The sequence below is a fragment of the Halomonas sp. SS10-MC5 genome (assembly GCF_015992245.1).
Lineage (GTDB): Bacteria > Pseudomonadota > Gammaproteobacteria > Pseudomonadales > Halomonadaceae > Halomonas > Halomonas sulfidoxydans.
The window spans coordinates 3,687,920-3,700,886 of record NZ_CP065435.1; the positions used below are offsets into that span (position 1 = coordinate 3,687,920).

The following is a 12,967-nucleotide window of genomic DNA, read 5'->3' on the forward strand; positions in this document are numbered from 1 at the left end:
CGATTCTGACAAAGTTCTGGCAGCTGCATTCGCGAAGTTCGATTACGCTGATATTGTCGAACAGAAAAATGTCGTCGCCTGTTACCTGCACTCGTTTGGCAACCGGGTCATAAGTGATATGATGCTCGGTGGATTCCCTTTCTATTCGAACTGTTCCTATGCGCATGACGGTACCGTTATGTGTCTTTGCGTTTCAGCCTAGCACCGTGACATGGCGTTTCCCATACCCTCATTAATGAAGCCTGACCAAAGATGAAGCACTACCCTTCTGGAAACCGCACCTCCTCCACCCTCACCCGAAAGAACGGAAAATACGCCTCCGTGCCGAAGTGGTTGCCTGCCTCGACCCTGGTGGGCAGGGTGTAGCCTTCGAAGTTTTGGAAGTCGTCCAGGTAGCCGCCGAAGGGCTGGAGCCGCCACGCCTTCTCGGGGTTGGCATTGCTCCAGCGCTGGAACTGCACCCAGCGCGGTTGGCCGTTTTCGGCCACGGCGATCTCGATGGCTTGTTCCAGGGAGCCGTGGGTGATGATCGCGCGTGCCAAGTTGGGCTCGCCGGTCTCTTCCCAACGCACGCCATGCTGGGGCAACAGCGATGCCGGGGCCCAGAAGGCGGCTTCCGCCACGGCTCGGCCGAACGAGGCGCGCAGGTGGTTGTCGTCGCCCCCGGCCCTGGCGACGGGCAGCGTGCCGTCGAGCCAGAAGCGCGTCCAGGAACGGCCGTTCGCCATGCCGTCCGAGCCGCTCATCTGCATCAGGCCGGCGCCGGCCCGTTCGAGGTGCCAGATGAAGCCGTGCGGCGGCGCGAGGATCTGGCGTGCCTGCATGGGACGGTAGCCGGGTGCTTCCTTGCTACCGAGGCCGATCTCGCCTGTCATCTGTATTTCACTGACGACGTGAAGCGGCGTGCCCGTGGAGATGGTGAAGAGGAAGTAGCGCCGGGCGGCGTCGGGCAGGCCTTCGACCATGGCGGGGTCGAACGCTTCGACGCTGGCGGGCGCCTGGGATTGCAGCCATGCCCAAGAATTTTCCATCGCGCGGTTATCGGCCAGGCGCCAGGCCTGCATGGCCAGTGCCGCTACCAGCAGCAGACCCACCGCTATTGCCAGGTACGCCATCCGGTCTCTCCTGCGCTCTGTTCTCGTTCTCTGCTCTTGTTCTCTTCTCGTTCCGCTCTTCCCTACTCCGTGCCCTTCTTGTGCGAGCCCAGATCAATCAACGAGCGGATTCGGGAAACCTGGGCAACTCATCGGTAAGTTCGAACCACTCGGCCTTGGACGAGACCCAGGCGTGGTAGCGCTTGCCGGGCGCTATCGGCGTATCCAGGGTGCCGAGCCGCAGCCGCTTGGCGTCGGGCAGGTCGTCACGGGCGCTGTAGAGTGGGCTGCCGCACTCGGTGCAGAACACCCGCGCCTTGTTCGGGGTGGCGCGGTACTCCTTGAGGTACTCCGCACCCCGGGTGATGCGAAACTCGGCCGAGCGGATGGGCGCCACGGCGGCGAAGGCGGAGCCCTGGGCCTTTCGGCACTGCTGGCAGTGGCACATGGAGACTTCCTCGATCTCGCCGCGGTACTCGTATGTCACTTTCCCGCACAGGCAGCTTCCCTGGTGCATCGGCAACTCTCCCCGGTGGCTTTCGCCTACGATACCCCTTTCGCTACCCGATGGCTGAAACCGACGTCAAACACGGCCGGAAGGTGGTAGGGTTCGAGGAAACCCGATCCAATGGCTCCGCGACCATGCCCCACGTCGACATCACCGTGATTTCCGATGCCATCTGCCCATGGTGCTTCATCGGCAAACGCCACCTCGACCTCGCCCTGGCCGAACTGCCCGGAGAGATCAGCGTCTCGGTGGCCTGGCACCCCTTCGAGCTCAACCCCGACATGCCCGCCGGGGGCCTGTCGCGGCGCGAGTACCGCACCGCCAAGTTCGGCTCGTGGGAGCGCTCCCGGGCGCTCGACGCCCAGGTGGAGGCCGCCGCTGCCCAGGCGGGCATCGAGATTCACCACGAGCGCATGACGCGAACGCCCAATACCTTCGATGCCCACCGGCTGATCTGGCTCGCCAGGGAGCATGGCGTCCAGTCGGCCGTGGTCGCAGCACTCTTCCGCAGCTACTTCGTCGAGGGTGAGGACATCGGTGACGGCGCGGTACTGGCCAAGGCCGCCCGGGACGGCGGGCTGGCGGATGTCGACATACCCGCCTTTCTCACGGGCGACCAGGGCCGCAGCGAGGTACAAGCAGGCCTCGACGAGGCGCGGCGCCTGGGCGTGAGCGGTGTACCCACCTTCATCATCAATCACTCAGTCGGCCTCTCGGGCGCCCAACCGCCCGAGGCGCTGCGCCGGGCGATTCTCGAGTCGATCGGCAGAGGTTGAAAGCCACCCAACCCAGTAGGCAAGCGCCAGACAGAACCATCTCTACCTGCTTGCCCCCTATCGGCGTCGGTGTCATCGTCTTGCGGTGACCAACCGCCGCCCGACCACAAGGAGCATTATCGTGTTCATCGCCATGAACCGTTTTCGGGTCAACCCCGAGCGAGTAAAGGAGTTCGAGCAGATCTGGCTGGAGCGGGAGACCCACCTGCAGGGCCTGCCTGGCTTCGTCGAGTTTCATATGCTGCGCGGCCCCGAGAAGGAGGACCACGTGCTCTACGCCTCGCACACCATCTGGCGCTCGCGCGAGGACTTCGAAGCCTGGACCCACTCCGAGGCGTTCCGCAAGGCCCACGCCAACGCCGGCCAGAGCAAGCGCGAGGGGCTCTACCTGGGCCCGCCCAACTTCGAGGGGTTCGAGGTCATCCAGACGGTCGGCAACGATGGCAATGGCTGAGGCTCAGGCTCAGGCGAGGATCGACGCATGAGCGCGGCATCGGGCACGCCGCCGCTGACGACACTCGGCGGCTGCAACGTGCTCTTTGCCATGGCCGCCGAGGCCGAATACGGCCCGCATCTCAGGCAGCGTTTCGCGCCGTTCATGACCGGCGTCGGCCCGGTGGAGGCGGCGGTGGAGCTCACCGCGGCCCTCGCCGCGCACGCCCACCGGGGGCGCCTGCCGGACCTGGTGGTGTCGCTGGGCTCGGCGGGCAGCCACTCGCTCGAGCAGACCGAGATCTACCAGGCGAGCTCCATCGCCTACCGCGACATGGACGCCTCGCCGCTGGGCTTCGAGAAGGGGATCACCCCTTTCCTCGACCTGCCGGCGATCCTGCCCCTGCCGCTGCGCATTCCCGACATTGCCGAGGCCACGCTTTCCACCGGCGCCAATATCGTCTCGGGCGAGGCCTATGCCGCCATTGCAGCGGACATGGTGGACATGGAGAGCTACGCCTGCCTGCGCGCCTGCATGCGCTTTAACGTGCCGCTGGTCGTGCTGCGCGGCATCTCGGACGGCAAGGCGGAACTGCATCACGTCGACGACTGGACGGAGTACCTGCACGTCATCGACGAGAAGCTCGCCGCCGCCGTGGATCGGCTCGGCGAGGCGCTGGCCGAGGGGCTGCTGGCGCGCTGAGGATGGCGAGACCCAAGCGCCCCTTTTCTCTCGCCACGTATCTTCACTCGCACCCAATGTGCTGGCGGTAGCGCTCGGGATCGTGCCCCTCGGGCACGCTGTCGCAGGGGCTTTCCTCCTCGCTGGCGTAGCCACGCAGCTGGTTGTAGCGCGCAACTTGGTCGTCATCGAGTAACGGCAGGGTGTCGAGATGAGCGGCAAGGTGCACGAAGCGTAGTTCGGCCCGCGCCTCCTCGGCCTGTGCGAGCAGCCGACGCAGCCCCTCCTTTTCCAGGCTGCGTTCGGCGAATGCCTTCTCAATGGCGCGTTCGGCTTCGATCAGCCGTTCGCCGGCTTCAATCGCCTGTCTTTGCATGTTCTCGAAACGTGCTTCGATAGCCGTTTCCTGCTCATCCCGGAGGGGGATCTGATCGCTCAGCTCGAGCAGATGGGCCGGCCCCGGCATGCCGTTCAGCTCGGCCGGCAGCGCCAGCCCCCAGCCGCCGCCGCGACGTAGCTCCTCGATGTCATCGTGCGACAGACTCTTGATCTCGCGCTCCTCGAAACCCGCGTAGGGAGAGTGATGCTGGTACTGTGTCGACGCCAGCGCAGAAGCGCAAAAAGGCAGGGCAAGCAACAGCGCGGCAATCATGCGAGGCATGGTAAGGGCTCCGTTCAAGTGAAAGCGTTAGACCAGGTACGGCTCGAGCCAGCGCTTGAGCTGTGAGCCCTGCAAAACCCCAGCCTGGCGGGCGTCCTCACGCCCCTGCTTGAACACGATCAGTGTGGGAATGCTGCGAATGCCGAAGCGTCCGGCCAGTCCCGGCTCCGCCTCGGTATCGAGCTTGGCGAAGCGGATGCGCGGCTCCAGCTCGGCGGCGACCTGGGCGAAGATCGGCGCCATCATCTTGCAGGGCCCGCACCAGCCAGCCCAGAAATCCACTACTACCGGCAGCTCGCTGCGCTCGATCAGCGCCGCGTAGTTGGCGCCGGTGAGTTCCAGGGGTGCCCCGGTGAACATCGGCTGCTTGCACTTGCCGCAGCGCGAGGCGGCCAGACGCGCCGTGGCCACGCGGTTGATGGCCAGGCAGTGAGGGCAGGCCAGGTGAAGGGAATCGGACATGGCAGGGCTCCAGAATGAATAAAGACTAATAGAAATATGGAGGCCTTCGCGACGAAAGCAAAGCCAGGCGCAATCTGGTAGGCAAGTCTCGATGAGCCGAATGGAAGACGGCCCGGCTCATGCCAGCCCTATGCGCTGACCGAGGAGACAAGAACCGCTTCCACCGGCCGCCGCAGCGAGCGCGGCATCGCCTTGCCCCGGCCGAACCGCACCACCAGGTCGGGGCGCCCGCCGACGATTCCCAGGGCCTCGGCGAAGGCCGGGCGCACGCTCGCCTCCTCGACCGGCTGGTTGATGAAAGCGTTGCAGATGCCGAGTGCCGTGGCCTGCAGGGCGAAACGCTGGTAGCAGCGCCCGGCTTCGACCCAGTGCGCCCGGTCGTCGGCTTGTGAGATGAACACGGCAATGCCGGCGGAGCTGCGTACCTGTCGGGCGACCTTGGCATTCTCGGCGCCCTGCCGAAACAGCGTGCGGAACAGCCACCGCCCCAGCCAGCGAGGCGTAGCGGGGCTGCCCATCGAGCGGGCGAACAGCCCATCCCCGGCCTTGATCGCCTCGTGGTCGCCGAAGCGGATCCAGGTCTCCAGTTCCTGCCGGAACGCCCGGTTACCGACCTGCAGGCCGTTGGCCTGAAGCACGTACTCCAGTACGTTTTCTATCGCTTTCTTCTCGGTCAGCAAGCTGATGGAGACCCCATGCCCGGTGCCGGCGGCCTGCAGAAGGTGCAGCTCCTCATCGGTGATGGGCGAGCCGTCGTAGTCGGTGCGCGAGCACTGGCGGGCCGGAATGGCCTCGAACAGCGGCGTGACCTCCGGCTGGCAGGGCGCCAGCATGACGCGCACCTCGCCGGCGCCTTCGGCATTGAAGGTCACCTCGCCCTGCATGCCGAGCGCCCGCGCCGCCAGGCTCAGGTTCTCCGCGGCGCATCCCAGCGAGACGTAGAGATGGTGGTCGTCCGGATCGACCACCGGGGTGCGCCGGGTGAGGTCCGGCAGGATGGTGATGGCATCCTCGGCGATGCGAAAGCGCCAGCATTGGGTGTTGTGGCCGGAAGGGGCCAGGGTGGCATAGCGAATGAGCTCCTTCAGCCTTGCGGCATGATCAGGCACCTGCCCGTCGCCATGGCGCCAGAGGTCCCTCACCACCTGCTCGTAGTTCATCGCCTGCCCCGTCCCGTCGTCGCCCCTTGCTGACTTCAGTTTAGCGCCAGCACCGCCTCCGAGCGCATGATCCACGGCATGTTCGACGCATGATCATTGGGTGCGGGAGCGCGGATGGCTTACATTTTTTCCATTGAGACCCCCACCTTGCCTCAGGCAGGATGAGGGAAGAAAAGCAGGTGGGTAGAGACAAGCAACGGCATACCGCTGGAGGAGCCACATGCAACCGCTGAGCTATTACTACTACAACGTGCTGGAAGGTCTTGAAAAGCCGTGCGACGTGCCGTCATCCCAGCTGCAGGAGGGCTACGATATCCTGTATCGGCATGGCGGGCGTATCGAAATGGACCTGATGCGCAAGGCCGAGGATAGCAATGCCCAGGGCGCGCCCTACCACTGGTACGAGGCCCTCGATGAAGAGCAGCGAGCGAAACTGCACAAGGCCCTGGATGACGAAAACCCCGCCAAGATTCTCAAGCTCATTCAGCGCAACGGCTATGCCGGCGTGCTCTACCATCATGCCTGGCATTACTTTCGGGAGCCGGGAGCCGCCTGAAGCCGCTATCGAGAATCCCCGCACGTCGGGTAGGTGATACCGACTGCCTGCTGAGTCAGCCGTAACGTACAGGGCCGCTTTCCAGAAAGCGGCCCTTTTGCTGTCCGGATCAAGGCGTGACTGTTTGACTCTGCCGCTGCTCTGTACTTAACTGCCCTCATATTTAGATAGATCGGTCTATATAGACCAAGCGCACAGGAGCGCCACCGATGCCAGCTTCCAAGCGTGACCAGCTGCTCGCCACGGCCGAGCGGCTCTTCTACGAGCAGGGCTTTCACGCCACCGGCATCGACCGCATCGTGGCGGCGGCCGGGGTGGTACGCATGACGCTCTACAACCACTTTTCCTCCAAGGAGGCGCTGGTCGCGGCGGTGCTCAAAGCCCGCCATGAACGCTTCATCGCCAGCCTGGATGCGGCCACCGCCGCCGCCCCGCCGGGCCAGGCGACACGCGCCCTGGTCGAAGCCCATGGCCGCTGGCTGGACACCTATAGCCAGCATGGTTGCATCATGACCAAGGCGATGGGCGAGTTCGCCGAGCACAGCGCCGAGATCCATACTTTGGCGAGGACCGCAAAGCGCGACCTGCTGACACGCCTCGAAGCGGCTGTGGCACGCGATGGCTTGGGCCACCATCCGAACCTGGCACGACACCTGTTCCTGGTGCTGGAGGGCTGTAATACGGCAGTGTTGCTTCTGGGTATGCGGAGGGCCCTGGCTGACACACGGGCGGTGGTAGACGCCCTTCTCGCCGCGGCTCGGAGCCATGACCAATGAGAACCTTGTCGAACATGGGTTTCGCGCTTTTTGGCGCTGCGTTAATCGCTATCAGCTTCGGGCTCGCACGCTTCGCTTTCGGCCTGTACGTACCTTCCATCAGCACCGACCTTGAACTGACGGCCTACGTGATCGGTATCGTCGGGGCACTGCCGCTAATCAGCTTCGTGCTCGCCACGCTGGTCGCACCGTTTGCCGCCGACCGCCTCGGCGCGCGGATGCTGGCCGTACTCTCGAGTGGTTTCGGTGCAGCCGGCCTTGCACTGATCAGTCTGGCTTCCGATGCACTATCGCTCAGTGTTGGTGTGTTCGTCTGCGGCATCTGTACCGGTTTGATGATGCCGGCACTTACCGCTGCCATGCAGGCAATGGTAAGCCGCACGATGCACGGGCGAGTGAGTTCGATCATGAACGCCGGTACCAGCATCGGTATCATCGTCGCGGTACCTACGGTTATATTCCTGTCCAATGCATGGCGTTTCACTTATGCGATGTTCGCGGTGCTGGCGGGCATCGGCATCATTGCGGCGTGGCACTTCCTCCCTTCGGTTTCACGGATCATGCCGGCTAACGCCGCACCGCCGCCCCCGATCGGCAGGTTGCAGTGGTCGCGTCTCATCCGGCTCACCTTGTTCGCCTTTGCCATGGGTTTCATTGCTGCGCCTTACTGGCTGTTCGCTCCGGACCTGACGGTGACGCTTGGCGCCTTGCACCCTGGCGACACCGGTTGGCTATGGTTCGCGGTCGGTATTGCCGGCCTGGGTGGGGCCATGGTGAGTGACCTGGCTGACCGCAACAACCCGCCTATCACGCAAGCCTTGATGCTGATGATGCTTTCCTCGAGCCTGGTATTGCTCGCCGCCAGCCCAAGTCAGCTGGGCCTGGCGATGTTCTCCGCACTCGTCTTCGGTCTTGCCTATATGAGCCTTACGGGGCTGTATCTCATGACTGGCATCCGCCTGCTGCCCGGTAGACTCTCTATGGGACCGGTGCTGCCGTTCATAGCGGTAGCATTGGGTCAAGCGGCGGGATCACCCATCGCAGGCATGCTGGTGGACGGCTTCGGTTATGCCTATGCGTTTTCGATTTTCTCGGTCATCGGCATCGTGGTATCGATTCTGTCGCCGATATACCCGGGTCATATCGATTATTGGGCAGACTGGGCCGAGGAACCCGCAGGAGAACAACAGGAAGAGCAGGTGCCGGTTGAAGATACCGGTCTCCAAGCGGCATATGATCAGCAGTTGCTGGATGAAAACGGCGAGCCGATCGAACCCGTTGCGGAGGACGAGGAGACCCCGAGGACGCCACGTCTCCTGTAGCCGATGCTTGGTGCGGCGCAATGGGTTGCGCAGTGTTTCAACGCCATTTTTCGAGTACTGGCCATGTTACGACTCCCATCCCTGATTGCACTCCACTACTTCGAGGTCGCTGCGCGAACCAAGAGTTTCGCCGCGGCCGCCAAAGAGCTCAATGTCACGCCGGCTGCGATCAGCCACCAGATCAAGGCTCTAGAAGAGTATCTTGGTGTCGACCTGTTCATCCGCCACCATCGGCGGGTAAGCCTGACGCCTGCTGCTCGATTAGCCCTGCCGGAACTGCAGGATGGGTTTCAGGCGCTGGGGCGTGGGGTGGAGAAGATCCGCTCCTATGGCGAGGAACGCCTGATCGTCACCGTGTGCGCCGAACCCCTGTTCGCCACCAAGTGGATCGTGCCACGCCTGCACCGTTTCTATGCCCGTTGTCCCGACGCCGAAGTGAGACTGCAGGCAAGTCTGCATACGGTGGATCGCTCCCGTGATAGCGCATTTGGGGTCGCTGATCTAAAGCGCGCCGGTATCGATGTTTCCGTGCGCCTTGGCTACGGCAACTACGCTGAACTTGAGCCACTGCGACTGATGAGCCTGGACCTGGTGCCTCTCTGCGCACCGGAACTGGCCGCCGCTGTGGACGATCTCGATACGCTGCGCCGGCTGCCGTTGCTGTGCGACAGTACCCTCACACGTTTCAACGAGCCCTACGGGTGGAAGGAATGGTTCAAGCAGCAGGGGTGTGACATCGGGGCGCTACGGGAGCTGCGATTCGGCAATGGATTGCTGGCGCTGGAGGCGGCAATTGCCGGCCAGGGCGCACTTCTCGGCAGTCGACAATTACACCAAGCGGAACTACGCGCTGGGAAATTGACAGTGCTGGCCGATCGCCCTCTGAGTAGTGACCAGGCTTACTACGTCGTCAGCGCGGGCGCAGGCCTGGAGCGACCTATTGCCGGGCAGTTCCGAGAATGGTTGGTGGATGAAGCCGGTATACGCTAATTCGGGACGTCGCTGCCCGAATCCAGACCACCCGACCGTCGAGCACGTCGGTGGTCTGAATGTTCTTACCCACACTGCATTGCAGGCTGACTCTGTCATGCCGTTACATTGGTCTCGAGCCGCTGTCGCAGCTGGAACTTCTGGATCTTGCCCGTCGAGGTGGTCGGCAACGGCCCGAAAATAACCTTCTTGGGAGCTTTGAAACGACTCATGTTTTCCTTGCAGAAATCGATCAATGCCTCTTCGGTCAACTCGCTACCGGGACGTAACTGAACGAATGCCGCTGGAACTTCGCCCCATTTGGCATCAGCCATCGCCACCACCGCCGCCACTTCGACATCACCATGTCGCTGGATGATGTCCTCGACCTCCAGTGAGGAAATGTTCTCTCCGCCAGAGATGATCACGTCCTTGAGCCGGTCGCGTATCTTGATGTAGCCATCCGCTTCCACCACGGCGAGGTCGCCGGAGTGAAACCAGCCACCTGAAAAGGCTTCACTGGTGGCGGCTTCATTACGCAGGTAGCCCTTCATGACGATATTGCCCCGGAACATGATCTCCCCCACTGTCTCGCCATCGGCAGGCACGGGCTTCAGCGTGGCCGGGTCGAGCACCGCCATGCTTTCCTGCAGGGGGTAGGCCACCCCCTGCCGCCCGTTGAGCCGGACCCGCTCCTCCAGCGAGCATTGTTCCCAGCCATTCTGCTTGACACAGACTGATGCAGGACCGTAAGTCTCGGTCAGGCCGTAGACATGAGTAAGCTCGACACCGAGCTTCTCCATCCGCTCCAGCACGGACGCCGGCGGCGCCGCACCGGCAATCAAACCCGACACCTTGTGATCGAACGGTTCCTGAGCAGCCACGGCGGCATCGGCGATCATCGCGTGGACGACAGGCGCTCCGCAGTAGTGGCTGACCCCATGCCGCTTTATCAAGTCCAGGATGACCACCGGATCGACTCGGCGCAGACAAACGTTGGTTCCGCCGATCGCCGCCATTGTCCAAGGGAAGCACCAGCCGTTGCAGTGAAACATCGGTAGTGTCCAGAGGTAGACCACCTCGGCGGGCAGTGTCCAGGAAAGAACGTTGCTGACTGCGTTCAAGTAAGCTCCGCGATGGTGGGTGACGACCCCTTTCGGGTTGCCGGTGGTGCCGGACGTGTAACCCAGAGCAATCGCATCCCACTCGTCGGCCGGTAGCTGCCAGTCGTTCAGCTCCGGCTGCTGGGCCAGCAAGGCCTCGTATTCTAGCTCACCAATGAAACGCTCCTTCTCCTGGCTCGTGTCAGACACGTTGATTATCGTGGGGGCTGGCCCCTTCAATCGAGCCAAAGCCTTGTCGACCACATCGGCATACTCGGGATCAACCAAAAACAGGCGAGCACGGCTGTGGTCGAGGATAAAGGCCACCGCCTCCGGATCCAGGCGAACATTTATCGCATTCAAAACCGCTCCCACCATGGGCACCCCGAAGTGGGCTTCGTACATGGCAGGAACATTCGGCAGCATGACGGCAACGGTATCTCCCTTGGTGATACCGAAATCTCTCAACATGCACGCCTGACGACAGCAGCGTGCATAAGTCTGCAGCCAGGAATGGTGTAGCTCATTATAGATCAGTGCTGTCTTGTCGGGATAAACCGCTGCCGCCCGCTTGAGAAAACTCAACGGTGACAGTGCAGCATGATTCGCCGTGGTTTTCGGGAGTGCATCATTGAAATGACAGATATCGTTCATGGATCAAGCCCTGTTATTCTACGGAAGGGTGTATAGCTCAGCCTGCAAACGACACGATCCAATTGGCCACCAGCACGACACGACAATTACCACACCTGACGAAGGGCAACTGGTCACAAAATTGCCGGGCGGCAATCTCAACAGTCAGACGCATGATCGGACTAGCGGCCCGGCTGCTCCCAGGTGGGGGTACGCTTCTCGAGAAAGGCATCGATTCCCTCGGCTGCGTCCGGACTCATCATGTTTTCGGCCATCACATTCCCGGCAAAATCATAGGCATCAGCCAAAGCCATCTGACGCTGGGTATGGAACATGGCCTTCCCAAAGCGCACCGCCGAAGGGCTCTTGCTCAGGATCTGTGCCACTTTATCGGCCACGAGGCCCTCTAGGCAGTCGTCTTCGGTGACGTCACTCAGCAGCCCCCACTCCAAGGCCTTATCTGCATCGATGAAATGGCCGGTTACCAGCATGTCGAACGCCCTCTTGGCGGTGATGTTGCGTGACAGCGCCACGGCGGGGGTCGAGCAGAACAGGCCCACATTGATGCCCGATACGGCGAAGCTGGCTGACTGGGCGGCGATGGCCAGGTCGCAACTGGCCACCAATTGGCACCCCGCCGCGGTGGCCATACCCTGGACCTTGGCGATGACCGGCACCGGCAGGTTGACCACGCTCTGCATCACCCGGCTGCAGCTACGAAACAGTTCCTGATAATAGGCCCGGTCGGGATTGGCACGCATTTCTCGCAGGTCATGACCGGCGCAAAACCCCCGGCCATTGCCGCCGATCACGACGCAGCGAACGGTGGGATCGGCGGCAATCGCATCCAGCTCCCGCTGCAACGCGATCAGCATATTTTCGGACAGCGTGTTGAATTTACTCGGGCGATTCAGCGTAAGATAGACGGCCCCATCCTTGTCTTCCCGGATAAGTATGTCTTCAGAAGTGTGGCTATGACTCATAAACGCCTCTCGACAGAACTGGCTGATCAAAAGTGGTTGATCGTCACCTCGGCGGTGATCGAATTGCGGATGAAACAGTTCTTGTGGGCGTTGGCGTGGATCTTGGATACCGCCTTCTGGTCTGGCATCTTGTCACCGCCGAAGGTAATGCGTGGCGACAACTCGATCCGCGTGATCTCCATCCCTTTCTTGTCGTTGCTCTCGAGATAGCCAATCGGCTCGTCCTCATAGGATTCGACCCAATACCCCTGGAATTCCGCGATCGCCAGGAAGAACAGCATATGACAACTGGACACAGCGCTAATCAGCATTTGTTCCGGGTCAGCGCATGCAGAGTCGCCCTTGAAATCGACCGAAGCAGAAACATCGACCTGCTGCCCCCCGTTCAACGTAACTCGATGATTGCGCGAGTAGGTACTTGCATCGCTTGGGTGGGCAGTACGTTGCCAACGAATGACTGACTGATGGACTGACATGGGCAAACCTCCTGAGCATGCCCGTAGGCTAAGAGATCGAGCAGACACCCGTAAAACGACGATTGCTAAGCTGTTAGGTTAGCCTTGCTAATGTGAAACCGGTCAGCCGCCTTACCAAAAGCGGCCTGACCGGGGACGATACCCGAAGAGGCGCACCGAAACGCACCAGAGCATGGATTACGCTCGTTAGGCCAAACAGTGAGAAACTATCGCTTTACCCCCCTGCCTCCTCACGAATAGCCTCGGCGTTGTCCATTTTGACTGTCCAGCTCAGAGAATGAGCGTTCACGAGCCCCATGTATCGTTCGCTCTTCACGCTGAACCGGGTCAACCGTCACTGCCTATGCCACTAGCGATATTCCATTAACGGCACG

General features: G+C 62.0%; 15 protein-coding genes. 7 read left to right on the plus strand and 8 right to left on the minus strand.

Annotated elements, in window-relative coordinates:
- Positions 1–260: 260 nt before the first annotated feature.
- Positions 261–1,115 carry a DUF6544 family protein gene (locus I4484_RS17090; protein ID WP_197448426.1) on the minus strand — a complete coding sequence of 285 codons (855 nt, stop codon included), beginning with the start codon at positions 1,113–1,115 and terminating at the stop codon, positions 261–263.
- 97 nt (positions 1,116–1,212) lie between these two features.
- The gene (locus I4484_RS17095) at positions 1,213–1,611 is read right to left on the minus strand and encodes a GFA family protein (RefSeq protein ID WP_197448427.1); all 399 of its coding nucleotides are present in this window, start codon (positions 1,609–1,611) and stop codon (positions 1,213–1,215) included.
- Between the two features lie 125 nt (positions 1,612–1,736).
- On the opposite strand from I4484_RS17095, the gene I4484_RS17100 reads away from it, so the two are divergent.
- From I4484_RS17100 to I4484_RS17110, 3 genes are all read left to right on the plus strand, one after another.
- Entirely contained in the window at positions 1,737–2,378 is a 642-nt protein-coding gene (locus I4484_RS17100) for a DsbA family oxidoreductase (RefSeq protein ID WP_197448428.1), read from the plus strand.
- 121 nt (positions 2,379–2,499) lie between these two features.
- Positions 2,500–2,832, plus strand: a complete 333-nt coding sequence (locus tag I4484_RS17105) for an antibiotic biosynthesis monooxygenase (protein ID WP_197448429.1) — start codon at positions 2,500–2,502, stop codon at positions 2,830–2,832.
- Between the two features lie 27 nt (positions 2,833–2,859).
- Complete coding sequence (locus I4484_RS17110) at positions 2,860–3,513, plus strand: 5'-methylthioadenosine/S-adenosylhomocysteine nucleosidase (RefSeq protein ID WP_197448430.1); 654 nt, start codon at positions 2,860–2,862, stop codon at positions 3,511–3,513.
- 43 nt (positions 3,514–3,556) lie between these two features.
- Here the strand turns inward: I4484_RS17110 and I4484_RS17115 are convergent, their stop codons facing one another.
- From I4484_RS17115 to I4484_RS17125, 3 genes are all read right to left on the minus strand, one after another.
- Positions 3,557–4,153, minus strand: coding sequence for a hypothetical protein (locus I4484_RS17115; RefSeq protein ID WP_197448431.1), 597 nt, complete (start codon positions 4,151–4,153; stop codon positions 3,557–3,559).
- Positions 4,154–4,180: 27 nt separating this feature from the next.
- Entirely contained in the window at positions 4,181–4,615 is a 435-nt protein-coding gene (gene trxC / locus I4484_RS17120; RefSeq protein WP_197448432.1) for a thioredoxin TrxC, read from the minus strand.
- 128 nt (positions 4,616–4,743) lie between these two features.
- Positions 4,744–5,775: a Tat pathway signal protein gene (locus I4484_RS17125; protein ID WP_197448433.1), complete on the minus strand. Its 1,032-nt coding sequence runs from the start codon at positions 5,773–5,775 to the stop codon at positions 4,744–4,746.
- A gap of 220 nt (positions 5,776–5,995) precedes the next feature.
- On the opposite strand from I4484_RS17125, the gene I4484_RS17130 reads away from it, so the two are divergent.
- The 4 genes from I4484_RS17130 to I4484_RS17145 all read left to right on the plus strand — a co-directional run bounded on the left by I4484_RS17130 (position 5,996) and on the right by I4484_RS17145 (position 9,419).
- Positions 5,996–6,331 carry a hypothetical protein gene (locus I4484_RS17130; RefSeq protein WP_197448434.1) on the plus strand — a complete coding sequence of 112 codons (336 nt, stop codon included), beginning with the start codon at positions 5,996–5,998 and terminating at the stop codon, positions 6,329–6,331.
- A 209-nt stretch (positions 6,332–6,540) separates the two neighbouring features.
- Positions 6,541–7,107 carry a TetR/AcrR family transcriptional regulator gene (locus tag I4484_RS17135; RefSeq protein ID WP_197448435.1) on the plus strand — a complete coding sequence of 189 codons (567 nt, stop codon included), beginning with the start codon at positions 6,541–6,543 and terminating at the stop codon, positions 7,105–7,107.
- The gene (locus I4484_RS17140) at positions 7,104–8,429 is read left to right on the plus strand and encodes an MFS transporter (RefSeq protein ID WP_197448436.1); all 1,326 of its coding nucleotides are present in this window, start codon (positions 7,104–7,106) and stop codon (positions 8,427–8,429) included. Before I4484_RS17135 ends, I4484_RS17140 begins: the two co-directional genes overlap by 4 nt.
- Positions 8,430–8,492: 63 nt before the next feature.
- Entirely contained in the window at positions 8,493–9,419 is a 927-nt protein-coding gene (locus tag I4484_RS17145; protein WP_197448437.1) for a LysR family transcriptional regulator, read from the plus strand.
- 95 nt (positions 9,420–9,514) lie between these two features.
- Here the strand turns inward: I4484_RS17145 and I4484_RS17150 are convergent, their stop codons facing one another.
- The 3 genes from I4484_RS17150 to I4484_RS17160 all read right to left on the minus strand — a co-directional run bounded on the left by I4484_RS17150 (position 9,515) and on the right by I4484_RS17160 (position 12,593).
- Entirely contained in the window at positions 9,515–11,155 is a 1,641-nt protein-coding gene (locus tag I4484_RS17150; protein ID WP_197448438.1) for an acyl-CoA synthetase, read from the minus strand.
- A gap of 161 nt (positions 11,156–11,316) precedes the next feature.
- Positions 11,317–12,117 carry an enoyl-CoA hydratase gene (locus tag I4484_RS17155; protein ID WP_197448439.1) on the minus strand — a complete coding sequence of 267 codons (801 nt, stop codon included), beginning with the start codon at positions 12,115–12,117 and terminating at the stop codon, positions 11,317–11,319.
- Between the two features lie 26 nt (positions 12,118–12,143).
- Positions 12,144–12,593 (minus strand): OsmC family protein, encoded by a 450-nt coding sequence (locus I4484_RS17160; RefSeq protein ID WP_197448440.1) that lies wholly within the window; start codon positions 12,591–12,593, stop codon positions 12,144–12,146.
- Positions 12,594–12,967 lie beyond the last annotated feature (374 nt).

Coding starts and splice junctions, on each gene's coding strand:
- I4484_RS17145 (WP_197448437.1), top strand. CDS start 8,493: ATGTTACGACTCCCATCCCTGATTGCACTCCACTACTTCGAGGTCGCT.
- I4484_RS17135 (WP_197448435.1), top strand. CDS start 6,541: ATGCCAGCTTCCAAGCGTGACCAGCTGCTCGCCACGGCCGAGCGGCTC.
- I4484_RS17140 (WP_197448436.1), top strand. CDS start 7,104: ATGAGAACCTTGTCGAACATGGGTTTCGCGCTTTTTGGCGCTGCGTTA.
- I4484_RS17125 (WP_197448433.1), bottom strand. CDS start 5,775: ATGAACTACGAGCAGGTGGTGAGGGACCTCTGGCGCCATGGCGACGGG.
- I4484_RS17155 (WP_197448439.1), bottom strand. CDS start 12,117: ATGAGTCATAGCCACACTTCTGAAGACATACTTATCCGGGAAGACAAG.
- I4484_RS17130 (WP_197448434.1), top strand. CDS start 5,996: ATGCAACCGCTGAGCTATTACTACTACAACGTGCTGGAAGGTCTTGAA.
- I4484_RS17115 (WP_197448431.1), bottom strand. CDS start 4,153: ATGCCTCGCATGATTGCCGCGCTGTTGCTTGCCCTGCCTTTTTGCGCT.
- I4484_RS17095 (WP_197448427.1), bottom strand. CDS start 1,611: ATGCACCAGGGAAGCTGCCTGTGCGGGAAAGTGACATACGAGTACCGC.
- I4484_RS17150 (WP_197448438.1), bottom strand. CDS start 11,155: ATGAACGATATCTGTCATTTCAATGATGCACTCCCGAAAACCACGGCG.
- I4484_RS17110 (WP_197448430.1), top strand. CDS start 2,860: ATGAGCGCGGCATCGGGCACGCCGCCGCTGACGACACTCGGCGGCTGC.
- I4484_RS17160 (WP_197448440.1), bottom strand. CDS start 12,593: ATGTCAGTCCATCAGTCAGTCATTCGTTGGCAACGTACTGCCCACCCA.
- I4484_RS17100 (WP_197448428.1), top strand. CDS start 1,737: ATGCCCCACGTCGACATCACCGTGATTTCCGATGCCATCTGCCCATGG.
- I4484_RS17090 (WP_197448426.1), bottom strand. CDS start 1,115: ATGGCGTACCTGGCAATAGCGGTGGGTCTGCTGCTGGTAGCGGCACTG.
- trxC (WP_197448432.1), bottom strand. CDS start 4,615: ATGTCCGATTCCCTTCACCTGGCCTGCCCTCACTGCCTGGCCATCAAC.